This window comes from Sphingobacterium sp. UBA7855, from assembly GCA_002500745.1.
Taxonomy (GTDB): Bacteria; Bacteroidota; Bacteroidia; order Sphingobacteriales; family Sphingobacteriaceae; genus Sphingobacterium.
The window spans coordinates 283737-308680 of the sequence record DLST01000018.1 but is presented as its reverse complement, the minus strand read 5'-3'; the positions used below and the strand labels follow the sequence as shown (position 1 = coordinate 308680).

Here is a 24944-nt window from a genome sequence, read left to right as displayed (position 1 = left end):
TAATTCTACTTTAAGCGTATCTCAGATACCGATGTTCCTTGAGCAACCATTGGGAATACATTATTTTCCTTACCAACCATCACTTCCAATAGATAAGCTCCGTCATGATCAATCATTGTTTTCAGCGCATTGCGGAGATCTTTTCTTTCCGAAATCTTCTGACCGTCAATGTAATAGCCTTTCGCTACAGCAACAAAATCAGGACTGGTGATGTTCACGAATGAATAGCGCCTGTCGTGGAATAATTGCTGCCACTGACGTACCATGCCCAGGAATTCATTGTTGAGGATCATAATTTTGACTTTTGCACCAAATTGCATGATCGTTCCCAACTCTTGAATGGTCATCTGTATACCACCGTCGCCGATGATGGCCACAACAGTTTTTTCTGGAGCGCCGTACCAAGCACCGATAGCTGCCGGAAGTCCAAAACCCATGGTTCCCAAACCTCCTGAGGTTACATTTGATTTGCTGTTATTAAATTTAGCATAGCGACAAGTTACCATTTGGTGTTGACCAACGTCGGTTGTGATGATCGCATCACCTCCCGTCAATTCATTCAGCACATTGATGACTTCACCCATCGTCATAATATCTGTTTGCGGATGAAGTTCATCCTGGATCACTTCCTTGATTTCTTCTTTTTCAAGTTCGCGGAATTGCGCTAACCAAGCAGAATGGTCTGTTGCATTTATCAATTCCGTCAGCATCGGGAGTGATTCTTTACAGTCGCCCCATACAGGTACGGTTGTCTGTACATTTTTGTCAATCTCAGCTGGGTCTATATCCAAATGGATTACTTTTGCCTGTTTGGCGTATTTATCTAAACGACCCGTTACGCGGTCGTCGAATCGCATACCGATAGCAATTAACACATCGCATTCATTGGTCATTACGTTTGGCGCATAGTTACCGTGCATACCAAGCATGCCGACATGAAGTTTATGGTCTGTTGGGAGAGCGCTCAACCCCATAACAGTGCTTGCAGCAGGGATGCCGGCCTTTTCGATAAATGTTTTAAATTCCTCCTCGGCTTTTCCTAAAATGATTCCTTGTCCCCAAAGAACAAATGGTTTCTTGGCATTGTTGATTAAGGCTGCCGCTTGTTCGACATATTCTTTTCGTACTTGTGGCGCAGGTCTGTAGCTGCGTACGTGGTTGCACTTTTCGTAACCATAATAATCAAACAATTGCAATTGCGCGTTTTTAGTGATATCGATCAATACCGGCCCTGGACGGCCAGTGCTGGCAATATAAAATGCTTTTGCAAGTGCAGCTGGAATTTCAGTGGCGTCGGTAACTTGATAGTTCCACTTGGTGACCGGTGCCGTGATATTGATGACATCAGTTTCCTGAAATGCATCAGTTCCTAATAGTGAAGCGAAAACCTGGCCTGTAACACAGACGATCGGGTTACTGTCAATCATGGCGTCAGCCAATCCAGTAACTAAGTTTGTTGCTCCAGGACCACTTGTCGCAAAGACGACACCAGTACGACCTGAAGTTCTTGCATAACCTTGCGCCGCGTGGATTCCACCTTGTTCATGGCGCACTAAAATATGCTTCAGACGATCCGTATAATCATAAAGGGCATCATAGATAGGCATAATTGCGCCTCCAGGATAACCAAATACGGTATCAACTCCTTCGCTCAATAAGGCTTCCAATACAGCTTTAGATCCCGAAATTTGTGTCGGAGTTTGTTGTGCTGCGGTCGCCTTATTTTCTGTTATTTCCAGTGTACTCATTACGTTGATTTTTTTGTTGATTATTCAGTCTTTTTAGTATTTAGATATTCGATCTGAGACCTTAAGCGTCGATTGTTTAGGTCTTTATTCGCTTAAAGTCTCTGTTTTTTATTTTCTACTGATCCGTTACACAGCCTTCTGAGGCGTCGGCAACTGTTTTGGCGTATTTGTATAAAACTCCCTTGCTAACTTTTAACGCTGGTTGTACCCAAGCGGTACGGCGTTGTGCGATCTCCTCATCCGAAAGGAGTACATTGATGCTGTTATTGACCGCGTCAATCTCGATAATATCATCATCATGTACAAGGCCGATTAAGCCGCCTTTGTAAGATTCCGGTGTGATATGCCCGACGACAAAACCATGCGTTCCACCAGAGAAACGGCCATCGGTGATTAAAGCAACAGATTTACCCAAGCCTGCACCAATAATCAATGATGTCGGTTTAAGCATTTCAGGCATGCCTGGTGCGCCAACAGGACCTTCATTTTTGATCACGACAACATCTCCTGGTTTGATTCTACCAGATGCAATACCGGCCACTAAATCATGCTCTCCATCGAATACGCGTGCAGGACCAGTGAATTTTTCACCTTCTTTACCGGAAATCTTGGCAACAGAACCTTTCTCTGCTAAGTTCCCATAAAGAATCTGTAAGTGTCCAGTAGCCTTGATTGGATCGCTCAAGGGTTTGATAATCGGTTGGTCATATTCCATGATTGATTTAACATCAGCCAAGTTCTCAGCGACCGTTTTTCCTGTTACCGTAATACAGTCACCATGAAGTAAACCTTCATTTAAAAGATATTTCATGACAGCAGGAGTTCCACCAAATTGCTGAAGATCTTGCATCAAGTATTTACCGGATGGTTTGAAGTCAGCTAATACAGGGGTTTCGTCACTCATGCGTTGGAAGTCATCTTGCGTGATATCTACGCCTACGGCTTTACCAATTGCGATAAAGTGAAGTACAGCATTCGTACTACCACCCAAGATAACAATGGTACGTAGCGCATTCTCAAATGCTTTACGTGTCATGATATCAGAGGGCTTGATATCTTTCTCAAGCAGCGTGCGGATATGTTGACCTGCCTCTAAACATTCATTTTTCTTTTCTTCCGAAATCGCAGGGTTGGAAGATGAGTATGGTAAGCTCATGCCCAAGGCTTCAATTGCCGAAGCCATGGTATTTGCTGTATACATTCCGCCACAAGCACCAGCACCCGGACAGGTATGTTTGATAATGCCTTCATAGTCTTCATCGGAAAGATTTCCACAGATGCGTTGTCCCAATGCTTCGAATGCAGATACAATATTTAATTCTTCGCCTTTGTAGTGGCCAGGAGCGATGGTACCGCCATATACCATTAAAGAAGGGCGATCCAAACGGGCCATTGCCATAATTGCACCAGGCATGTTTTTGTCACAGCCAGGAATAGAGATCAAGCCATCATAATATTGTCCACCGCAGATTGTTTCGATACTATCAGCGATCACATCCCGGCTTACCAACGAATAACGCATCCCATCGGTACCATTGCTCATACCGTCACTGACGCCAATAGTTCCAAAGGTCAAACCCACTAAATCATTGTTCCAAACGCCCTTCTTGACGATTTGTGCTAAATCATTTAAGTGCATATTACACGTATTACCATCATATCCCATGCTGGCAATACCGACCTGTGCTTTGTCCATGTCGGCATCTGTAAGACCGATACCGTAAAGCATGGCTTTTGCAGCAGGTTGCGTTTCGTCTTGTGTAAATGTACGGCTGTATTTGTTCATTGCGTTTTCGCCGTTAGATGATGACTTCATAATTTTCGTTCTCTAATACTAAATTTTTATAACGTCTTTGGATTGATGCCCCTATGCTGTGTTCCCACGCTTCTTGATAGATGACATCATCGACTTGTTTGATTCCGATGATTTCTGCGGCAGTCCCACATAAGAAGGCGCTGTCTGCGGTGTAAATATCTTCAACAGTCAGTTGCTTTTCGATAACTTCAAAATTTAACTTTTTACAGATATTTTTTACCGTTTGGCGTGTAATGCCCGGGAAGATGTTTTTCGTGGGCGGTGTATAGATTTTGAAATCTTTTTCGATAAAGATGTTTTCACTGGATGCTTGGGCAACATAACCTTCGTGGTCGAGCATTAAAGCTTCGTCATACCCTCTTTCGATGGCTTCCGTTGTGGCAAGAATGGAGTTAACATACTGCCCAGAGATTTTCGAGTCAATTTTAAACGATTTTGGATTAGGTCTTTTGATATCCGAAATACATACCCGTAATAAGTTTTGACCAAGATATGGACCCCATTCCCAGGCTGCAATCATGATTGTTGCTTCGGTTGATGAGGTTAAGTGCATATTTGAACCGGTCAATACCAATGGACGTATATAGGCTTCTCTGAGGTTATTGGTGGCCAGTAGCTCATAACAGATGTCGATCAGCTCTCTATTGCTCCAACGATAAGGAATATTAACCCCTTCACATGATCTCTTCAAACGGTCGAAGTGCTTATCAGCTTTAAAGATACGGGGGCCATTGTGGGTATTATATGCGCGTAATCCATCGAATACAGCATACCCATAATGCAGTGACTGTGCAAACGGATCCAATACCGCTTCGGAAGCTTTTACAAAAGCTCCATTCAAATAGATCAATGTATTTTTATCGTAGTATTTCATAACCCTAAATTTACCTCAGTATAATAATTCCCTTCGTGGTGTTTTTGGTGGTAAATCATGTGATCTCAAGTTTTAATAAAAACTTTCGAATTTCATTTCCTCAAGGTAGTAGGAATTCCAATAATTGACAATAGGCAAACTGCTAATTTTGAATTTAGAATAAAATTTTATATTAGTGTGTTTTAACGATTTTTATTGATTAAAAATTAGGTTTATTCGGTTTTATATTTTGTTAGTCGTATACCGTATTTAAAATTGGTCTACTGTTCTATAAAATTATTTTTTGTGACAACGGTCAATTTTCTTCTTAAAATGATGAAAACGTCAAAAAAACTTTAAAAAAAAAGCTTCCGATATTTCTACCGGAAGCTTTTAAATTTTATAAAATCGATTTGATTTAATCTCCGATAATTCCTTCAGCAAGCACGGTAATGACATTGTCTTTTGCTTCGACAACACCACCTTTAATGAACACTTCTTGTTCACCTTTACCTTGTTGAATAATTACTTTTCCATCTTCCAAAGTAGAAACGATGGCAGCGTGGTCTTTCAAAATTTGGAAAGAGCCTGCAGAGCCAGGTACAGTAACAGCTGTTACTTCGCCTTCGAATGCTAATTTGTCAGGAGTGATAATTGTTAATTTCATTATTCTTAGATATAATCTAAATTAAACTGCTTCTGCTAATAATTTTTTACCTTTTTCGATAGCATCATCAATGTTACCTACTAAGTTGAAGGCAGCTTCAGGATACTCATCTACTTCACCGTCAATAATCATATTAAAACCTTTGATGGTATCTTTAATATCTACCAATACGCCTTTTAAACCTGTAAACTGCTCTGCAACGTGGAAAGGTTGTGATAAGAAGCGTTGTACACGGCGTGCACGGTGTACTGTTAATTTATCTTCTTCAGATAATTCGTCCATACCTAAGATGGCGATGATATCTTGCAATTCTTTATAACGTTGAAGAATTTCTTTTACACGTTGAGCGGTATTGTAATGTTCGTTACCTAAAACGGCTGGAGAAAGGATACGAGATGTAGAATCTAATGGATCCACGGCAGGATAGATACCTAACTCAGCAATTTTACGAGACAATACTGTGGTTGCATCCAAGTGGGCGAAAGTTGTCGCTGGAGCAGGGTCAGTTAAGTCATCGGCAGGTACATATACGGCTTGTACAGAAGTGATTGATCCATTTTTAGTTGATGTGATACGCTCTTGCATCAAACCCATTTCCGTTGCCAACGTTGGTTGGTAACCTACGGCTGAAGGCATACGACCCAATAGGGCTGATACTTCAGAACCTGCTTGTGTAAAACGAAAGATGTTATCAATGAAGAATAATACATCACGGCCCTGACCTTCGCCATCACCGTCACGGAAGTATTCCGCTACTGTCAAACCTGATAAAGCAACACGTGCACGTGCACCAGGAGGCTCGTTCATTTGACCAAATACGAATGTACATTTTGAATCCTTCATCAATTCGTGGTCTACGGTGTCTAAAGGCCATTCGCCTTTTTCCATGCCTTCCATAAAATGCTCACCATATTTGATGATACCAGATTCTAACATCTCGCGCAATAAGTCATTACCCTCACGTGTACGTTCACCTACACCGGCAAATACAGAAAGACCACCGTGACCTTTTGCGATATTGTTGATTAATTCTTGGATTAATACGGTTTTACCTACACCGGCACCTCCGAATAAACCAATTTTACCACCTTTAGCATATGGCTCTAAAAGGTCAATAACTTTGATACCAGTAAAAAGTACTTCGGATTCAGTTGATAAATCTTCGAATTTAGGTGGCACGTTGTGAATAGGACGGCCATTCTCCTTATTCAGATTTTGGATCCCGTCGATGGCATCACCAACTACATTGAATACACGACCTTTGATTTCTTCACCAACAGGCATTTTGATAGGAGCACCAGTATCGACAACTTCCATTCCGCGAACTAAACCTTCAGTTGCGTCCATGGCAATTGTACGTACACGATCCTGACCTAAGTGTTGTTGAACTTCTAATACAACACGTTGTCCATTTTCTTTTTGAATGTACAATGCATCGTAAATTTTAGGTAGATTTTCACTGTCGGCGAAGTTGACGTCAACAACTGGGCCGATAATCTGCGCTATTTTACCAATCTTGGGCATATTATAGGGACTAAATATTTATTAATCAATTTTATATAAGAGACATAAAAGGCCTCTTTTTTGGTCAGCAAAAATAAGGTTATTCGTATTTAAAAACAAATAGAATTTATAATTAAATTATAAATTTATTAACGTAGGTCAAAATGTTATCTATTGTAATTCTGTCTGTTTCAATTTCGATCTATGCAAAGATAGTTATTCTTCCTTAACCTACACTGCTAAATAAAATCGACCTGTAATCGAATGGTTCATGAATTCGCTACAGGTCGATCAAGATACATCTCCTAATTTTAGAAAAAAGAGTGCTAGATTTTTTTGTTTAACTCGTCTTGTAGCTGGCGCTTAAGCAGTTGTTCTTTTTCCATAGCCTTTTTGCGAAAAGTTGCAAATTCTTCCTGGGATTGCTCTGCTGTCTTTTGGAATTCAACTGTATCCACTTTTGCTTTTCGATAGGAAAATAGAAAAATAAATGTCGCTACTGCCAATATCCCAATGATCGTCCAAACAACTGTATTGTAAAAAGCTTTCGATGTATTGATTCCCAAGAAAGATAAACTTTCTGTCTTTTCTTTCTCTTGTGCCAGCTGATCGTTTAAGACCTGGATAGAATCTTGCAAATTTTTTGTGTTCGAAGAATAATTGCTTGAAGATGATTTCAAGGAACTGATTTCTTTTTGCAATTTTGCTACGGTATCAATCACATTCCTTTTGACAATGTCAAGATTGGTTTTACGTACCATCTTGAAATCATAGTTGTTTTTCGAGATATAGTTAAGGTGATCAAATTGATTGGACAAACTTCCTTTTTTTAATCCATCGGGACTATACTTGAAGGTATTATCCTGTTGTGCTGTTTTAGTCTGGGGAGCCGAGGCAGGATTTTGTGCCTGTAGTGTAGTATATGATGAAATAAATAAAATTGTAAAGAATATAAATGCTAATCTCAATTTGCTCATGTTGTTTATAGTTATAAAATGTATCATTTAGCTTTTCCTAGATGTAAAGCTAGGATATACCTGTGATAAATATAAGGAATAATTGAAAAAACGAAAATTGAAAGTGAATATATTCCTATTGTTAGATCAGATTTTCCTGCTTCATTTTTAGGGCTCAATAGACCAGCTCGGTAAATAACGAAGAAAGGACATGATCTTTTCCTTATAAATAGCCGTATTCAATTTAAAGAAATAGGCTCCTTTCTTCGAGTTTTCTTTATCCTTTTCTTGGAGTTTGATGATAAGATCTGAAGATAGGAGTTTTCGGCTGAAATTGCGCTTATCCAGCTCGATATTATACACGCCTTCATACAGCGCCGCAATTTGGGGGATGGTAAATTTCTCGGGTAGCAATTCAAATAATATGGGATATAACGCTGCTTTCATGCGTAGGCGGTGCTGCGCTGACGTAATCATCTGATCGTGGTCGAAGATAAGTGCTGGGCGCTCTTGCAAAGGAAACCATTTTGCTTCGTAATCATCACTGAGGATATGTTTATACTGTTGCGTATCAATCAGGGCAAAGTAACAGATGCTGACAACGCGATCGTTAGGTTCTCGGGTAGGCTCCCCAAATACGCTACATTGCTCCATATATACATTTTCAAGTCCTGTTAGCTGTCTCAGCACTCTGCTTGCAGCTTCTTCAGGACTTTCATTGGATTGAACGAAACCGCCCATTAGGCTCCATTTATTTCTTTCTGGTTCGAAATCGCGTTTAATTAAAAGTACTTCTAGGGATTCGCCGTTAAATCCAAATATGATACAGTCTACAGCCAAAAGGATCCCTGAATCTTTTTTATAATATTCCATTGTCTATCGTTTTATCGTTTTATCTGACTTCACCCCACCAATTCCATGGGCAAAACTATGTAAAAAAGTAAATAGCTAAAAATAAGTATAATAATTGTCTGATATACTCCTTTAAACAGTCGTTTATGCCTATATCAGGATTTAGGGTCAATCATAATTTGCTGCTATGAAGTTAGATTAATTTTTTAAATATGAAAATTTTCTTTCATATTTAAAAAATTAAATGTTTATTTGACACTAATTATTTTTTTCAATGCTAACTTTACAGATGGAAAATTGAAAAGTAAGACGTTAAGAACAATTATAAGTTATAAACCAAATTCAGCAAAAATGAATAAATCGCATGTCATTGGGGTGGACTATGGAAGTGATTCGGTCCGTTCGGTATTGGTCGATGCTAACAATGGCGAGGAAATCGCGTCTTCGGTATTTTACTACCCGCGTTGGAAAAGAGGTGAGTATTGTGATGCTGCTTTAAGTCAGTTCAGGCAACACCCTTTGGATTACATCGAAGGATTGGAAGCGACCATAAAAGATTGCTTAAGCAAATCGGGATTAAGCAATATCGGTGAAACCGTAAGAGCGATTTCCGTTGACACAACGGGGTCTACTCCAGTTGCCGTAAATGAAAAGGGTATTCCGCTAGCTTTAATGGCAGAATTTGAGCACAACCCCAATGCCATGTTCGTCTTATGGAAAGATCATACTGCCGTTCAGGAAGCCAAGGAGATTAACCTTCATAATCAAAATAGTTCAGTCGATTATCTGAAGTATGTTGGGGGCGTCTATTCTTCGGAATGGTTCTGGGCCAAATTGCTTCATGTTTTTAGGATTGATGAAAAGGTGCGTGCCGCTACATACAGCTGGGTGGAACATTGCGATTACATTCCTTTTTTATTAACTGGAGGAACAGATGTAGCTGCTATGAAACGTGGTGTCTGTTCGGCTGGTCACAAATCGCTTTGGGCTGAAGAATTTGGAGGATTGCCTCCTAATTCTTTTTTTTCGTCGCTAGACCCCTTGTTGGACGGTATAGTCGACCGACTGTTTTCCGAAACCTATACGGCTGATAAAGCTGCTGGCCAACTTTCGGAAGAATGGGCACAGCGATTAGGTCTTACGACGTCGGTCGTTGTCGGTGTAGGTGCTTTTGACTGTCATATGGGTGCGGTCGGGGGGCAAATTGAACCGTATTATTTAAGTAAGGTGATGGGAACATCTACTTGCGACATGCTAGTTGCCCCAAAGGAGGAAGTACAGCATACTTTGGTGAAGGGGATCTGTGGGCAGGTAGATGGTTCGATTATTCCGGGAATGATTGGCATGGAGGCCGGACAATCTGCATTTGGTGATGCTTACGCATGGCTGAAGCAGGTTTTATTGTGGCCAACGAAGAATTTAATACAAGAGGTTGAAGGTATGTCTGAAGAAAACCGTGAACAGTTGATCGCCACATTGGAGGATAAGCTATTGTTTCGTTTAAGTGAGCAGGCTGCGTTGCTTCCCGTAACAGAAGCGTCCGAATTAGCAATTGACTGGTTCAATGGTCGCCGTACACCCGATGCAGATCAATCCTTGAAAGGTGCGATTACGGGTTTGCACCTCGGAACTGATGCTCCACGTATTTTCAGGGCCATTGTCGAAGCGACATGTTTTGGAGCAAAGGCGATTGTGGACCGCTTTGTCGCCCAGGGTATTCCTGTAAAAGGTTTGATTGGTTTGGGTGGTGTCGCAAAAAAATCACCTTTTATTATGCAAATGATGGCCAATGTAATGAATATGCCGATTCGTATCCACAAAAGTGAGCAGACCTGCGCTATCGGCGCAGCGATGTTTGCCGCCACGGCAGCGGGTTTATATGACCGCGTCGAAGATGCAATGGCAGCGATGGGACAAGGCTTTGAACAAACTTATATACCCGAGGAGAAATGGGTGCCCATGTATGCTCAACGCTACGAACGTTACCGCGCTTTGGGTGCTTTCGTAGAAGGAAAAGAATTGCGTGCCCTTACTGTTTAACCATTCAAATTTAATCATGTATAATTCAATTAAAGAGGAAGCATATCATTGCAATATGCAATTACCCCAATTGGGCTTAGTGCTTTTTACATTTGGAAATGTGAGTGTGGTGGATCGTCAGCATGGTGTATTTGCTATTAAACCTAGTGGTGTTCCGTATGAAGAACTTTCGCCGGAGCATATGGTAATTGTGGATTTTGACGGCCGAATCGTTGAAGGTGATCTCCGCCCGTCGTCCGATACCAAGACGCATGCGCTGCTCTACAAACACTGGGAAGAGATTGGAGGTATTACCCATACACACTCAACTTACGCCACAGCATGGGCACAAGCGCAGCGGGATATCCCTATTTTTGGTACCACACACGCCGATCACCTGACAAAAGATATTCCATGTGCCCCACCAATGAGCGATGAAATGATTGCAGGGAACTATGAGCATGAAACAGGCTTTCAGATTATCAATCACTTTACTGAGCATGAGCTGGACTATAAAGAAGTGGAAATGATTCTTGTTGGCAACCATGCTCCATTTGCCTGGGGTAAAACTGGAGCAAAATCAGTGTATAACAGCGCGGTGCTCGAACAGGTTGCTAAAATGGCCTGGTTGACAGAACAGATCAATCCGAATGCGCCTCGATTAAAGCCTGCACTGATCAAAAAGCATTATGAACGGAAGCATGGTGCTAATTCCTATTATGGTCAATAATTTTCAGTAATAAAAAATCTATAGAAAAACTACAATTTAACATGAATATCAATTTAAAAGAACTTGAGGTCTGGTTTGTCGTGGGTAGCCAAGACCTGTATGGAGAGGAGACTTTAAGACAAGTTGCTCTACATGCAGAAGAGATAGCAAATTACCTTCATACGCAAAAAGCAATTCCGGTAGGAGTAAAATATAAACCGATCGTAAAAAATACCGATGAGATATATGCGACATTGGCTGCCGCCAATAGTGCGGAAAATTGTATAGGTGTCATCACATGGATGCATACATTTTCCCCAGCAAAAATGTGGATTAGAGGTTTAAAGGCGTTACAAAAACCATTGCTACATCTGCATACGCAGTACAACCAGGACATTCCATGGAGTAGTATCGATATGGATTTTATGAATCTCAATCAGAGCGCACATGGAGATCGCGAGTTTGGACATATCGTCAGCCGGCTAAAGATAGCGCGTAAAGTCGTGACTGGCCATTGGCAAGATGCGGAGGTGCTTGAGCGGATCAATGTTTGGGCTCGCGCGGCAGCTGGGTGGCATGACTGGCAGGGCGCAAAATTTGCACGATTTGGTGACAATATGCGTTATGTGGCGGTTACAGACGGCGATAAAGTGGAAGCGGAGTCGAGATTTGGCTTTTCGGTAAATACTTACGCAATCGGTGATTTAGTAGAGGTTATCAACTCGAGTACAGAAGCAGAAATTGAAGCACTGCTAGCAGAGTACGAATCTTCTTATGAGTTGGCCGAAAATGTAAAAGCTGGCGGAGAGTTTCGTACGAACTTAATCGAGGCTGCTAAAATTGAAATTGGTTTAAGGAAGTTTTTGGAAAAAGGAAACTTTAAAGGTTTCACGGATACTTTTGAGGATTTGCATGGTATGGTGCAACTTCCGGGCTTGGCAGTACAGCGATTAATGGCTGAGGGTTATGGTTTTGCAGGTGAAGGAGATTGGAAGACTCCAGCTTTGGTGCGTGCATGTAAAGTGATGGGGGCAGGATTATCGGGGACCACTGCATTTATGGAAGACTATACTTACCATTTTGATCCACAGAATCCAATGGTACTTGGTTCACATATGTTAGAAGTAGACCCGGCGTTAGCAACCGGAAAACCGCGTATCGAAGTGCATCCGCTAGGAATTGGTGGCAAGGCGGATCCTGCCCGTTTGGTGTTCAACGGTCAGAGCGGGGATGCACTGAATGCTTCGTTGGTCGACATGGGAACGCGCTTTCGTTTGATCGTTAATAAGGTACAAGGTGTTTCCGTGGAAGAGGATTTACCAAAGCTTCCTGTCGCACGCGTATTATGGAAACCGCTTCCTGATATGAAAACAGGTTGCAGCGCCTGGATTTTAGCTGGAGGTGCTCACCATACCGCTTATAGTTTGAGTTTGACGCCTGAATATCTCGAAGATTTTGCGCGTATTGCCGGCCTGGAGTATGTTTTGATCGATGAGGACACCACGCTAGCGAAACTCGAAGATCAATTAAAATGGAATGAACTTTATTATTTACTCAGTAAATAATAACTTGAGCCATTTATGTCCTTCTCTCGTGAAGGCATAAGTGGCTTATTTATAATAACCAATTTGGGAAATATGGAAAAATTTGCAACGGTAGATTACATCATCTTTGTAATTTACTTCTTTATCGTAGCTGGCTACGGCTATTGGATTTATCGTAAAAAGACCAATAGTTTGAGCAGTAGCAAGGACTACTTTTTAGCAGAAGGGTCACTTACTTGGTGGGCCATAGGTTCGTCATTGATTGCGTCAAACATCTCGGCTGAACAGTTTATAGGGATGAGCGGTAACGGCTTTGAGGTCGGTATTGCTGTGGCGGCATATGAGCTTATTGCGGCGGTAGCGCTAATTATTGTGGCGGTTTGGTTTATACCGGTTTATTTGAAAAATAAGATTTTCACCATGCCCCAGTTTTTAAATAATCGATACAATGAAACGACAAGTCTTATCATGGCAATTTTCTGGTTGTTTTTATATGTTTTTGTCAACCTGACATCGATTTTGTATTTAGGGGCAATCGCTATTTCAAGTATGGCCGGCGGCGGAGATAGCTTTCATACGATAACAGTCGCCTTAGCTGTATTTGCGGTGATTATTACCCTAGGAGGAATGCGTGTTATTGGTTTTACGGATGTTATTCAGGTTGTTGTATTGATTATTGGTGGTATAGCGACGACCTATGTAGCACTGACGTTAGTCAGCGAACATTTTGGTTTAGGAAAAGATGCCTTAGCTGGATTTAATAAGCTGATGGAAGACTCTCCAGAGCATTTCAACCTTTTTGTTGATAAACCCGGGCCTGGCGCTAGTCAGGAAGATATTAATAAATATCTGATGTTACCTGGAATAGGGATGTACCTTGCCGGGATCTGGATTGTCAACCTAAATTACTGGGGCTGCAATCAATATATTACACAACGCGCTTTGGGAGCAGATTTGAAGACTGCGCGAACAGGAATTCTTTTTGCCGGATTTCTAAAATTGTTTATGCCGATTATCGTTATGCTTCCGGGGATAGCCGCTTATGTGCTATACAAAAATGGGGCGTTACAACACGAAATGGCTCCTGGAGGAGTGTTTCATGCCGATAATGCATATTCAGCAATTTTGGGCTATTTGCCAAATGGTATGAAAGGACTTGCATTAGCTGCCTTAACAGCTGCTATTGTTGCTGGATTAGCAGGAAAAGCAAATAGTATCGCAACAATCTTCACATTGGATATCTTTAAAAAATATATCAATAAAGACGCGAGCGAAGCTAAAATGGTCTGGGTAGGAAAGATAACGATTGTGATCTCTATTCTACTTTCTGTGCTGTTTACATGGAACGATGCGCTGGGCATAGGCGGGGCCGGAGGATTTACATTCATTCAAAAATATACCGGTTTTATTAGTCCTGGGGTTTTTGCGATGTTTTTGTTGGGTATGTTTTGGAAAAGAACCACAGGGGCGGCGGCTATCACTGGACTGATCACTGGATTTGCGTTGTCTATATTCTTCAACGAGTTTGCAACGAAAGTTTTTGGACCAGAGACATGGATCTATACCGCGTATCTGAATAAAGCTGGTGTATATGAAATTCCGTTCCAGATCTGTATGGGATTAGCTTTTGTATTTACTATGATCGCTATGATTGCCGTTAGCTTATTTGGACCAAAGGTTAATCCAAAAGCTTTCGTCTTGGATCGATCGATGTTTAAAGTAGAACCATCCGTATTGGCATTAATTGTCGTGACTTTATTGTTGGTCACTGCTATTTATGTGCGTTTTTGGTAGCATTAATGCTATTTGATTAAATAAATGATTATGAACCATTCCTAATTGAAATTAGGAAGCCTCCATCAAAACGATGGAACAAAACTTAATTGCAGATGAATAAGAAAATTATTATTGGTTTGTTGACCTGTGCTTCATTAGCTTATGGCTGCCAATCTCCGTCAACTCAAAATAAGTCAGCATCGACACTGGCTGATTCTTCTTCCAACCAGGCTTTTGACAGCCAGATTGATGGTAAAGAGGTGAAACTATTCCAGCTTAAGAATGACAAACTTGCCATTACATTGACAAATTATGGCGCACGCTTGGTGAGTTTAAATGTTCCGAATAAGGATGGTCAATTGACAGATGTGATTTTGGGTTATGATTCAGCTAATGAATACAAGGAAAACTATAATAATTTTTATGGGGCTATCGTAGGACGGTATGGTAATCGGATTGGTAAAGCTTCGTTTAAGCTGAATGGCGAGGTGTATTCTTTGGAAAAGAATGACGGAGAAAATTCGCTTCATGGTGGTACAAATGGTGTGTATAATAAAGTGTGGGATATCGTTAGTAGCACGGCAACATCCATTACATTGGCTTATACTTCACCCGATAAAGAAGCTGGTTATCCGGGGACAGTCAAGATGGAGGTAACTTACACTTTGGACGACAATGGGTTGGCGATAGACTATCAAGCAACAACGGATAAGGAGACCGTATTGAACCTTACCAACCACGCTTACTTTAATCTTAACGGGGCCGGTGATTCTTCGATTTTGGATCACGAACTTCAAATTGATGCAAAGGCGATTACAGAAGTTGATGACAGCTTGATTCCAACAGGAAAGAGTTTGCCGGTAGCGGGTACAGCATTTGATTTTAAGATGCCGACACGTATTGGTGCTCGGATTGAGGATGAAAATGCGCAGCTGAAGATCGGAAAGGGCTATGATCATAATTTTGAACTTGATAAGAAAGATGGTTTCCAAAAAGTTGCTCAGGTGTATACAAGCAAGACTGGTATTGCAATGGAAGTTTATACGACCGAACCTGGTTTGCAGTTTTACAGTGGCAATTTTATGAAGGATACAGACCCTAAAGGTAAAGCAGGAAAAGTCTATCCATTCCGTTCGGCATTCTGTTTGGAAACGCAACATTTTCCAGATGCACCGAACCATCCCAATTTTGCATCAACAGTATTAAAGCCGGGCGAGCAATATAGCTCCAAAACGACTTATAAATTTATCGTGAAAAAGTAAAGTCAATATAGGATGAAGCTAAGATTTACATTAGGCGTTGTATTCGCGCTGGTCAATGGGTTACTCCATGGACAGAGTAGTGTTAAATTGCAAACTCCGCAGCAAGAGCAGATTATAAGTCGACATATATATGGTCATTTTGCTGAACATTTGGGCCGCTGCATTTATGATGGATTTTATGTTGGTGAAAAAAATGACTCGATTCCCCACGCTGATGGCGTTCGGAAAGATGTCATCGAAGCCCTCAAAAATTTGAACATCCCCAATCTACGTTGGCCCGGGGGCTGTTTTGCCGATACGTATCATTGGAAAGATGGAGTTGGCCCCAAAGCCCAACGTCCTGCTATGGTTAATAACTGGTGGGGTGGCGTGACAGAAGATAATTCATTCGGAACACATGATTTTCTAAATATGTGTGAATTGCTTGGAGCAGAACCTTATTTAGCTGGTAATGTTGGTAGTGGTGAGGTGCAGGAGCTTGCTGATTGGGTCCAATATGTAAACTTTAAAGGAGAAAGCCCCATGTCAGACTGGAGGCGTAAAAATGGACGGCAGGAACCTTGGAAGGTTAAATTCTGGGGTGTGGGAAATGAAGCTTGGGGCTGTGGTGGAAATATGACTGCCGATTATTATACTGATATCTACCGCAAATACGCTACTTTCATGTCGGATTGGACGAATGGGAGTGGTCTATATCGAATTGCTTCTGGTGCCAATAGTGCAGATTACAATTGGACCGAAACACTCATGAAGAAAATTCCAAGTGGTCTGATGAAAGGTATGGGGTTACATCACTATGCGGTCATCAACTGGGATAAGAAAGGCTCTGCAACGAAATATTCGGAAGAAGAGTATTTCAAAACCATGAAATCTGCTTGGTTTATGAATGAACTAGTAGAGAAGAATATTGCCATCATGGACAAATACGATCCAAAAGGACTTATAGATCTAATCGTAGACGAATGGGGGGGATGGTATGAGGTCGAACCGGGTACAAATCCCGGCTTTCTCTATCAACAGAATACCATGCGTGATGCTATGATTGCTGGTATGACATTGAATATCTTTAATAATCATGCTCGTCGGGTTAAGATGGCCAATTTAGCGCAGGCAGTGAATGTATTACAAGCAGTTATTCTTACGGAAGGGAAGAATATGATTTTGACGCCCACGTACCATGTCATGGAAATGTATAAAGTACATCAGGACGCGAAGTTAATTCCTATAGCGCTGCAATCGACGGATTTTGAATTTAATCAAGAGAAAATCCCTGCAGTTTCGGTTTCAGCTTCACAGGACAAGCAAGGCCGAACACATATTTCCTTTGTAAATATTGACCCAAAAAAGAAAAATAAAGTTCAGGTAGATTTGGGCTCATTGAAAGCTGGAAAAGTGACAGGTAGAATACTTACTGCTGAGCATCTGCGCGATTATAATTCGTTCGACAAACCGACAACCATTACACCTGCCGTATACAACAAGGCGAAGGTTGCTAATGGTATTGTTGAAGTAGATATTCCTGCTTTTTCAGTAATCGTATTGGAATTAACCTAAGATAGTTTTAAACTCATTAATTAAAGATTAATGATCAAATAATTATATAGATGAAGAAAGTTGTATCGTTGATGTTAGCGCTAGCGGGTTTAGGCTTTTCTGCTGCGGCGCAGTCACCAATAGCATTAAATATTCAGTTAGATAAGCCCTCGGGGAAAATATCGCCACATATGTGGGGGGTATTTTTTGAGGATATTAACTTGGGCGCTGATGGGGGGATCTATGCTGAATTGGTGAAGAATAGATCCTTTGAATTTGATGAACCTTGGATGGGTTGGAAGAAGCTCGAAAACGGTGTTGAGGGTACTTATTTGCTGGTGAATGACAGTAAGCGTAAGGGAAATAAACGGTATTTAAGATTAAATAATACAAGCAATCTAAAATTAGGATTGCAAAATGAAGGCTTTAGGGGAATGGGGGTGAAAGCGGGAGAAGCATATGAGTTTTCTTTACAATACCAAAGTACTGCGAAAGGAATGACGATCCACGTTGAGTTGCTTGATCCTCAAAATAAGATAATTGGGGCCGCTGAACTTCCTCTTGATCCCGTCGGATCGTGGTCGGAAGCTGCGGTCAAATTTCCTGTTAACCAAACTACAGACAAGGCTAAATTAAATGTTTGGTTTACAGGTGAGGGCACTTTAGATGTCGATATGTTGTCTTTATTTCCCGTCGACACTTGGAAAGGGAGACGAAAGGGCTTGCGTAAAGACATGGTTCAAATGCTTGCAGATATGAAGCCTGGTTTTATCCGGTTTCCGGGAGGTTGTATTGTGGAAGGTAGAGATTTGGCCAATCGATTTCAATGGAAAAAAACGGTTGGTCCAATTAGTGAACGAGAACTGATTATTAACCGTTGGAATACCGAATTTAAACATCGTTTAACGCCAGATTATTTCCAAACTTTTGGCTTAGGTTTCTTCGAATATTTTTTATTGGCAGAAGATATCGGCGCCACTGCGGTGCCTATTCTTAATTGTGGGATGGCTTGTCAGTATAATACAGGCGAAGTTGTACCATTAGATGAGTTAGATGAGTATGTTCAGGATGCCTTGGATCTGATTGAATTTGCCAACGGCTCCACTGCCACAAAATGGGGTAAATTGCGTGCAGAAATGGGGCATCCCGAACCCTTTCATCTCAAAATGTTAGGCGTTGGAAATGAAAATTGGGGACCTCAATATATTGAACGTCTGGCCATTTTTAAGAAGGCATTGAACGAAAAGCATCCAGAGATCAAAATTATAGCGAGTTCAGGTACTGATCCAGAGGGGGACCGCTTTGATTTCTTAGATGATAAGTTGCGTGCCATGAATATCGATATCATAGATGAACATTATTATCGCCCACCATCCTGGTTTCTTTCAAGTGCGAGCCGTTATGATAATTACAACCGAAACGGCACAAAGATTTTTGCTGGCGAATACGCTTCACATACGACAAGACCGAACGGTCCTGGAAAAAGTACGTGGGAGGCAGCACTTTCTGAAGCTGCATTCATGACTGGTCTTGAACGAAATGGTGATGTGGTTGAAATGGCATCTTATGCGCCATTGTTTGGTCATGTAGATGGGTGGCAATGGTCGCCGGATCTAATTTGGGTGGATAATCTGCAGGTGTATGGTACACCTAGCTACCAGGTTCAAAAATTGTATGCAACCAACAGGGGTACAGCTATTATTCCGATTATGCGTGATGGTGAATCCGTTGCGGGCAAAGATAGTTTGTATGCATCTGCAGTTTATGACGAGGCTTCAAAGGAATTAATTGTGAAAGTTGTCAATTATAATAGTCAGCCAAAAAAAGTTAATCTTGATGTAGTTTCAAAGAAGAAACTAACGGCTACGGCACATCTTGTTACGCTGGCCAATGCCGACCTAAATGTCAGTAATAGCTTGGAAGAACCATTAAATATCCGTCCAAAGGAAAGTACTGTTGTTTATAATGGGAAAAAACTTCTTAACACTTTGGCACCATATTCCTTTACGCTGATTAGACTGTCTACGAAATAGGCAGCAAAACCCTCTAATCAATCGTTGATAAATGAAGCTACCGAATCTGTCGATAGATGCGATAAGAAAGCCATCAGTTTACTGATGGCTTTCTTGTTTTCCTTAGGGGTATAGGGATATAAAATTGAACCTTCCGAAAGAGATTATTTAGCAGTTTGCTGTTAATTCGTCCTGTTAACCGAAGAGGTTGCTGGTGAATTTAACTTTGATTCCCAACTGAAAGTTGGTGATCGTTTTAAATATCTCTTTGATGGTTGCTTTTTCGATATTTGTCAGGCTGTCCATCGGTACATAATTGTTTGGACTTAGTTTGGCTATTCTAATCTGATTTGCTTGATTTTTCAGTCGAATCGACATCAGATAATAATAGGATTGATGCAATTCTTCATATTGTTCTTGCGTGAATATTCCTAATTCTAATAGTTGTTTGAGCCTTCCACCAGTGTTTTCTTCATAAATTCGGTTTTTAAGAGCGTATACGCGGACCAAGTCAACAATAGGCGTCATCGCTTTCTTTATATTAAATACTTCGGATGATCCTATAGTTTGGGTTTTTATCGCTTTAAAAAACGTTAGCGGTGGCTCATATTGAAGAGCATTTTTTGCTATAAAGGTAAAAAAGCGATCATTTGGCCGCTGTAATTCAACATTAAGAAAATCTTTAAGCTGATTGATAATATCCTGATCGCCATACAAGCGTCTACAGTCGAAAAAAGTTGAAAACTTAATCGCGTTCTCAGGGATACTTTCTTCAATCCATTTTTTGTAGTTGTTTTTCCAATGGGATAGGGAGTGTGTCCATTCGGGATTGCTGGCCATATATCCGCCCGTACAGTAGCTAAAACCTATTGTATTTAGATGATCTGACACTTTGGTAGCAAAATTTAAAAAATATTCCCGGACGAGTTCACGTTGTTCGTTTGCCTTATCTTCATAGATAATGGCATTATCCTGATCCGTCATTAATGTTTGCTCTTTTCTCCCTTCACTGCCAGTCACCATAAAGACAAATTTAGCAGGTGGTTCGCCCATTTCTCCAATGACTTTTTCGATGACTTTGAGTGCAATACTGTCTGCTACCGTTGTGATTACCTGATTGGCAATTTCAGCATTTACGCCTCTGCCAAGCAATTGATGGATAATCTCCGGAACGTTGTTCCATTTCTCACGCAATTCATCCAAAGTCTCTGCTAATTTTACCGATTGTATAAATACAAGTGGAGATTGGCCTTGTTCGCTCAACAAACGATTACGACTTAGGAAGCCAACATAGTTCCCGTCTTTTTCTACGAGCAAGTATCTTGATTTTGTCCGGAACATTTTTAATACGGCTTCATAAAGATAAGATTGATCTGAAATGCTAACAATGGGGTTGTCCATGGCTTCCATAATTTCGTGGTCGACCGGCACCTGTTGAGCAACTACATTATCACGCAAGGTCATATCGGTTACATAACCAATAATGCTGTTTTCATCTTTTATGAACAGGCAGCTCACCTTTTGGTTGGCCATGGTCTTCGCAACTTCATAGATGGGTGTTTGCGGGGAGCAAGCAACAATATCTTTGTAGGTGATGTGTTCGATCTTTCTTGAGTATAATTGATCTGCAGCAAAATAGCTTTCTTCAAAGGAAGCTGGAGATTTGACAAAATGGGAAAATTCTTCATCCAACATTCTTCTTCCAAAAGAATTAGTGAAAAAATGAAAAAATTCTTCATTAGCGTTACAAAGCTCGATAAAGTTTTTCCTAGGCAACCGATAGATAATTGTACCTTTTTTTGCAATTACGGATTTTAATGCTTTTGTTCTATTTAAAAGGACGGATATTCCGCCAAAACAATAGGGCTTATGGTGAATTTCTATTAATCTTTTGTTGTCTAAATCGTCCAAGAAAAATGTTTCATATTCACCTTCATAGATTAAGTCTACTCCATCCATGTCCGTAATGCTTTGGCGATAAACAAGTGTGTCTTTGGAGAAGCGGTACTCATTGAATAGATTAACAATACTGAGCTGCAGGGATTCGGGCAGCGCCTGAAATGGAGGGGTAGATTTTAGTGTAGAAAGGATAACCTCGGAATTTTTCATTAGGAAAAAATTAAAAGATGTTATGAAATTCTATTTGTTGGTTAAGGATATCTTGATGAGTTAGGTCGTTTCGTTGAATCATTTCAAAGTAGCATTTAGCTGTTATCTCAGCGTCCTTTTCGGCATCGTGTAAATGTTCCGGTGGAGACAAGAATAGGGATTCATGTAACAGCGACAGTGGAAGATGTACCATATTTGGATTTCTAACATACCTTTTGCTATGTAAAAGTGTACAAAAATAATCTATTTCACCAAATGGAAGCGCAAGGTTCGATCGGTAGAATTCCGCAGATAATACTTGTAAATCAAAGGAAAGGAAATGTCCAACAAGCTGTGGTTTATATTTTTTGATGTCATGACTGAGCTTGCGCAACACATCTTTTTTCTTCTCACCATATTGCCTTAAGAATGGGGGCGTCAACCCATGGATCTGCTCTGATGCCGGACTGATTGGAATAAGTGGTTCGTAGATATATTTATTGCTCCGTTTGATCTCATTTTGGGCTTCGTCAAAAATGATCCAGGCCAATTGCAGTACATGTGGCCAATTATCGCTTTCTGTGTACCTTTTATTCCATTTTTTCGGTAGGCCAGACGTTTCTGTATCTAGAAATAGCAAATATTTTTTCAATGAATTAGTGTTGAGTATGCTCTAAAATACTAAAATATTCTAGTTAATAATAGACAAATCTGCTTTTGTAAAGCATCTCTTTTGTAAAAAACGAGATACGAATTTTAATGTTTGAAATTTTATATGTAAAATTAACATTTATTAGTGAATTATAAATAACCAATTATGTGCAAAAGACTATTATGCTTGTTACTTTGTGTCTTTTCAATACTTGCTGAACTTTATGCTGGAAATAAAAGGAGTACCGTTCGTTACACGATGGAAGGGATTGTAAATCAAGAACGATTTCAATATGCAGTTGATCTGTTACAAAAAGAATTGATGAAATCAATTGTTACCGACCATCTCGATATTGAGGTAAGTACGGCAGTACAAAGGAAATCTTTACCAGACTCAATCAGGAGTAAATTGATCGAAAAAGAACATTTTGTTCTATTTCGAAAGAGCAAAAAAGATCCGATCACTTTGATTGGTACAGATGAGTCCGGGGTGTTATATGGCTGTATGGCGTTGTTGGCAGACAGGCATTGGCTGAACGCTGAGCCATTCTTTTTAGCCGATGGGCCAAAAATGGTTATGCGCGGCACAAGCATTGGCCTTCAAAAAACTGCGTATTTGCCTGGGCATGATATTTACGAATATCCTTATACACCTGAATCTTTTCCATGGTTTTATGATAAAAAATTGTGGTCGAAGTATTTGGATATGATGGTTGCAAACAGGTATAATGCTTTGTATTTATGGAATGGGCACCCTTTTTCTTCATTGGTGAAATTAAAAGATTATTCTTATGCGCTGGAAGTTGATGAGGCAACACTTGATAAAAACGAGGAGATCTATACCTTTTTGACAAAAGAAGCTAACAAAAGGGGGATTTGGATTATACAGATGTTTTATAACATCATCATTCCGAAGCCTTTTGCCGATCGTCATGGGTTAAAAACTCAAGAACGCAATCGCGCTATTACACCGCTAATTTCCGATTACACACGCAAAAGTATTGCTGCTTTTGTGGCTAAGTATCCAAACGTCGGATTACTGATCACGTTGGGCGAGGCAATGGAGGGAGTCGGTCAAGATGATATTAACTGGTTTACCAATACCATCATCCCGGGAGTACAGGACGGATTACATGCATCAGGTACTCATGATGAGCCACCGATTATTTTAAGAGCCCACGATACTGATGCACCAGCTGTTATGAAAGCTGCATTACCAATTTATAAAAACCTCTATACTATGGCTAAATATAATGGTGAGGCGCTGACCACCTATACGCCAAGAGGGAAGTGGGCCGAGTTACATCGCTCTTTAAGTGCCATTGGTACTGTTCATATTCAGAATGTTCATATTTTAGCCAACTTGGAACCATTTAGATATGGCTCACCTGATTTTATCCAAAAATCGGTCAAAGCCATGCACGAAGTTCATCATTCAAACGGTATTCATATTTACCCCCAGGCATCTTACTGGGACTGGCCATATGCAGCAGACAAGGTAAATAATAGATTGCTTCAGGTAGATCGCGACTGGATGTGGTACAAGGCATGGTCACGATATGCTTGGAATGAAAATCGAGGTTTGTCACAAGAGCAATCTTATTGGTCGAATGAACTTTCCCGATATTATGGCATTCCCGAGAAGGATGCACTGAATTTACTATTGGCTATCGAAGAAATTGGTGAGATATCGCCCAAAATACTTAGGCGATTTGGTATTACAGATGGTAATAGACAGACATCTTCACTCGGAATGCTGATGACGCAATTGATAAATCCTTATCGTTATGGTCTGTTTACTCTTCTTTATGAATCTGAAGCTCCGGAAGGAGAAATGATAATTGATTATGTCGAGAGAGATTACCACAAGGAAGGCCATGTTGGGGAGACACCTCTCCAAGTGTCGGAAGAAATTTTGAAACATGGAGATCGTGCAGCCGCGCTGATTAAGGGGTTAGGAAAACCAATGAAAAATGTTGCAGAATTTAATCGCTGGCTTACTGATATACGGATTCATCAATTGTTGGCCAATCATTATAGCTATAAGGTTAAGGCAGCTATTCAGCTACTTCAATACAAGTATTCCCATGATCTTGGCGCGCTTCGGAAAGCGCTGCCAGATTTGGAGCAAAGTGTGACGGAATATCGAAAACTTACGCAGATCACAAATCAGGCCTATCTATATGCAAATAGCATGCAGACTAAACAACGTAAGATACCTATGCGTGGAGCTGATGCTTCGTTCGTTCACTGGAAAGAGATGCTTCCTGTATTTGAAGCGGAGTTGAATAATTTTAAACATGCGATAGATTCTTTAGCCACAATTTCGGGTGTCTATACACATACCAAAGCGGTATTGAAGTCAGAAGAGGTTACGTTTTTGGATCATCAGCAACTTATTCCATTGAAAAAGGGCGCAAAATTGTATGCAGATCAGGAGTTAGTGGTTACCCATATGGCCCATGAATTGGAAGGACTGCAAGCACTACAGATTAATGCCGAAAAGCAAAAGCTTCAGGGAACACATCTTCGCTTTAAGAATAATAAAGCAGTGAAGATATTGATTGGTTATTTTAATAGTGATGACAAGGTTTTTGCGCCTAAACCTATACTGGAAATTGATGCAAGTGCAAACGATTTTGGTCAAGCAGAGGCAAGGATGCGTAATGCAATACGCATACAATACATGCCCATGGTCGATATTCATACCTATTCCTTTCCTCCAGGGGTCAATGAGCTGAAGATTCCAAAGGGAGAGGTGCTTATTTTGGGTATAGTGGATCATGAGGAACTCTCTAATTCATATAATGCAGACGTGGACAATCAAGGAGATGATCTTGACGACTTGTTTGGCTATTATCGTGGAACCAAATTGTAAATACAACCATGTCCTTCAGGATAGTACAGGATAAATAACTTAAACGAAGTGGGTATATTACGAGAATACCATACATC

General features: G+C 40.6%; 17 protein-coding genes. 8 read left to right on the top strand and 9 right to left on the bottom strand.

Going from position 1 to position 24944, the window contains the following annotated elements; genetic code table 11:
* Nucleotides 1-5 precede the first annotated feature (5 nt).
* The 7 genes from ilvB to B2107_RS17515 form a co-directional block, all read right to left on the bottom strand.
* A complete protein-coding gene (gene ilvB, locus B2107_RS17545) occupies nt 6-1748 on the bottom strand; it encodes a biosynthetic-type acetolactate synthase large subunit (protein WP_293957004.1) in 1743 nt (580 codons plus the stop codon).
* Between the two features lie 115 nt (nt 1749-1863).
* Nucleotides 1864-3564 carry a dihydroxy-acid dehydratase gene (gene ilvD, locus B2107_RS17540; RefSeq protein WP_293957002.1) on the bottom strand — a complete coding sequence of 567 codons (1701 nt, stop codon included), beginning with the start codon at nt 3562-3564 and terminating at the stop codon, nt 1864-1866.
* Nucleotides 3548-4438 carry a branched-chain amino acid transaminase gene (locus tag B2107_RS17535; RefSeq protein WP_293957001.1) on the bottom strand — a complete coding sequence of 297 codons (891 nt, stop codon included), beginning with the start codon at nt 4436-4438 and terminating at the stop codon, nt 3548-3550. The genes ilvD and B2107_RS17535 overlap by 17 nt, the downstream gene beginning before the upstream one ends.
* 397 nt (nt 4439-4835) lie before the next feature.
* Complete coding sequence (gene atpC, locus B2107_RS17530) at nt 4836-5084, bottom strand: ATP synthase F1 subunit epsilon (RefSeq protein ID WP_209578172.1); 249 nt, start codon at nt 5082-5084, stop codon at nt 4836-4838.
* Between the two features lie 21 nt (nt 5085-5105).
* Entirely contained in the window at nt 5106-6608 is a 1503-nt protein-coding gene (atpD, locus tag B2107_RS17525; RefSeq protein WP_046673738.1) for a F0F1 ATP synthase subunit beta, read from the bottom strand.
* A gap of 305 nt (nt 6609-6913) precedes the next feature.
* Nucleotides 6914-7564 (bottom strand): hypothetical protein, encoded by a 651-nt coding sequence (locus tag B2107_RS17520; RefSeq protein ID WP_293957000.1) that lies wholly within the window; start codon nt 7562-7564, stop codon nt 6914-6916.
* A 147-nt stretch (nt 7565-7711) separates the two neighbouring features.
* Nucleotides 7712-8416, bottom strand: coding sequence for an NUDIX hydrolase (locus tag B2107_RS17515; protein WP_209578175.1), 705 nt, complete (start codon nt 8414-8416; stop codon nt 7712-7714).
* Nucleotides 8417-8746: 330 nt separating this feature from the next.
* Here B2107_RS17515 and B2107_RS17510 point away from each other — a divergent pair, with 330 nt between their 5' ends.
* From B2107_RS17510 to B2107_RS17480, 7 genes are all read left to right on the top strand, one after another.
* The gene (locus B2107_RS17510) at nt 8747-10435 is read left to right on the top strand and encodes a ribulokinase (protein ID WP_293956998.1); all 1689 of its coding nucleotides are present in this window, start codon (nt 8747-8749) and stop codon (nt 10433-10435) included.
* A gap of 16 nt (nt 10436-10451) precedes the next feature.
* Nucleotides 10452-11144 (top strand): L-ribulose-5-phosphate 4-epimerase, encoded by a 693-nt coding sequence (locus tag B2107_RS17505; RefSeq protein ID WP_293956997.1) that lies wholly within the window; start codon nt 10452-10454, stop codon nt 11142-11144.
* A 41-nt stretch (nt 11145-11185) separates the two neighbouring features.
* Nucleotides 11186-12688, top strand: a complete 1503-nt coding sequence (araA, locus tag B2107_RS17500; RefSeq protein WP_293956995.1) for an L-arabinose isomerase — start codon at nt 11186-11188, stop codon at nt 12686-12688.
* 72 nt (nt 12689-12760) lie between these two features.
* The gene (locus B2107_RS17495) at nt 12761-14461 is read left to right on the top strand and encodes a sodium:solute symporter family transporter (protein ID WP_293956994.1); all 1701 of its coding nucleotides are present in this window, start codon (nt 12761-12763) and stop codon (nt 14459-14461) included.
* Between the two features lie 95 nt (nt 14462-14556).
* The gene (locus tag B2107_RS17490) at nt 14557-15705 is read left to right on the top strand and encodes an aldose epimerase family protein (protein WP_293956993.1); all 1149 of its coding nucleotides are present in this window, start codon (nt 14557-14559) and stop codon (nt 15703-15705) included.
* Nucleotides 15706-15717: 12 nt separating this feature from the next.
* On the top strand, nt 15718-17259 hold the full coding sequence (locus tag B2107_RS17485; protein ID WP_293956992.1) for an alpha-N-arabinofuranosidase: 1542 nt from the start codon (nt 15718-15720) through the stop codon (nt 17257-17259).
* 50 nt (nt 17260-17309) lie between these two features.
* On the top strand, nt 17310-19271 hold the full coding sequence (locus B2107_RS17480) for an alpha-L-arabinofuranosidase C-terminal domain-containing protein (RefSeq protein WP_293956990.1): 1962 nt from the start codon (nt 17310-17312) through the stop codon (nt 19269-19271).
* A 174-nt stretch (nt 19272-19445) separates the two neighbouring features.
* Here the strand turns inward: B2107_RS17480 and B2107_RS17475 are convergent, their stop codons facing one another.
* Nucleotides 19446-21359 (bottom strand): DUF294 nucleotidyltransferase-like domain-containing protein, encoded by a 1914-nt coding sequence (locus B2107_RS17475; RefSeq protein ID WP_293956989.1) that lies wholly within the window; start codon nt 21357-21359, stop codon nt 19446-19448.
* A gap of 10 nt (nt 21360-21369) precedes the next feature.
* Complete coding sequence (locus B2107_RS17470) at nt 21370-21990, bottom strand: 3'-5' exonuclease (RefSeq protein WP_293956988.1); 621 nt, start codon at nt 21988-21990, stop codon at nt 21370-21372.
* 165 nt (nt 21991-22155) lie between these two features.
* Between B2107_RS17470 and B2107_RS17465 the strand changes: the two genes are divergently transcribed.
* On the top strand, nt 22156-24867 hold the full coding sequence (locus B2107_RS17465; RefSeq protein ID WP_293956987.1) for an alpha-d-galacturonidase: 2712 nt from the start codon (nt 22156-22158) through the stop codon (nt 24865-24867).
* Nucleotides 24868-24944: the final 77 nt, after the last annotated feature.

Excerpts from the sequence above, each read along its gene's own strand:
- ilvB (WP_293957004.1), bottom strand. The coding sequence starts at position 1,748 with ATGAGTACACTGGAAATAACAGAAAATAAGGCGACCGCAGCACAACAA.
- ilvD (WP_293957002.1), bottom strand. The coding sequence starts at position 3,564 with ATGAAGTCATCATCTAACGGCGAAAACGCAATGAACAAATACAGCCGT.
- B2107_RS17535 (WP_293957001.1), bottom strand. The coding sequence starts at position 4,438 with ATGAAATACTACGATAAAAATACATTGATCTATTTGAATGGAGCTTTT.
- atpC (WP_209578172.1), bottom strand. The coding sequence starts at position 5,084 with ATGAAATTAACAATTATCACTCCTGACAAATTAGCATTCGAAGGCGAA.
- atpD (WP_046673738.1), bottom strand. The coding sequence starts at position 6,608 with ATGCCCAAGATTGGTAAAATAGCGCAGATTATCGGCCCAGTTGTTGAC.
- B2107_RS17520 (WP_293957000.1), bottom strand. The coding sequence starts at position 7,564 with ATGAGCAAATTGAGATTAGCATTTATATTCTTTACAATTTTATTTATT.
- B2107_RS17515 (WP_209578175.1), bottom strand. The coding sequence starts at position 8,416 with ATGGAATATTATAAAAAAGATTCAGGGATCCTTTTGGCTGTAGACTGT.
- B2107_RS17510 (WP_293956998.1), top strand. The coding sequence starts at position 8,747 with ATGAATAAATCGCATGTCATTGGGGTGGACTATGGAAGTGATTCGGTC.
- B2107_RS17505 (WP_293956997.1), top strand. The coding sequence starts at position 10,452 with ATGTATAATTCAATTAAAGAGGAAGCATATCATTGCAATATGCAATTA.
- araA (WP_293956995.1), top strand. The coding sequence starts at position 11,186 with ATGAATATCAATTTAAAAGAACTTGAGGTCTGGTTTGTCGTGGGTAGC.
- B2107_RS17495 (WP_293956994.1), top strand. The coding sequence starts at position 12,761 with ATGGAAAAATTTGCAACGGTAGATTACATCATCTTTGTAATTTACTTC.
- B2107_RS17490 (WP_293956993.1), top strand. The coding sequence starts at position 14,557 with ATGAATAAGAAAATTATTATTGGTTTGTTGACCTGTGCTTCATTAGCT.
- B2107_RS17485 (WP_293956992.1), top strand. The coding sequence starts at position 15,718 with ATGAAGCTAAGATTTACATTAGGCGTTGTATTCGCGCTGGTCAATGGG.
- B2107_RS17480 (WP_293956990.1), top strand. The coding sequence starts at position 17,310 with ATGAAGAAAGTTGTATCGTTGATGTTAGCGCTAGCGGGTTTAGGCTTT.
- B2107_RS17475 (WP_293956989.1), bottom strand. The coding sequence starts at position 21,359 with ATGAAAAATTCCGAGGTTATCCTTTCTACACTAAAATCTACCCCTCCA.
- B2107_RS17465 (WP_293956987.1), top strand. The coding sequence starts at position 22,156 with ATGTGCAAAAGACTATTATGCTTGTTACTTTGTGTCTTTTCAATACTT.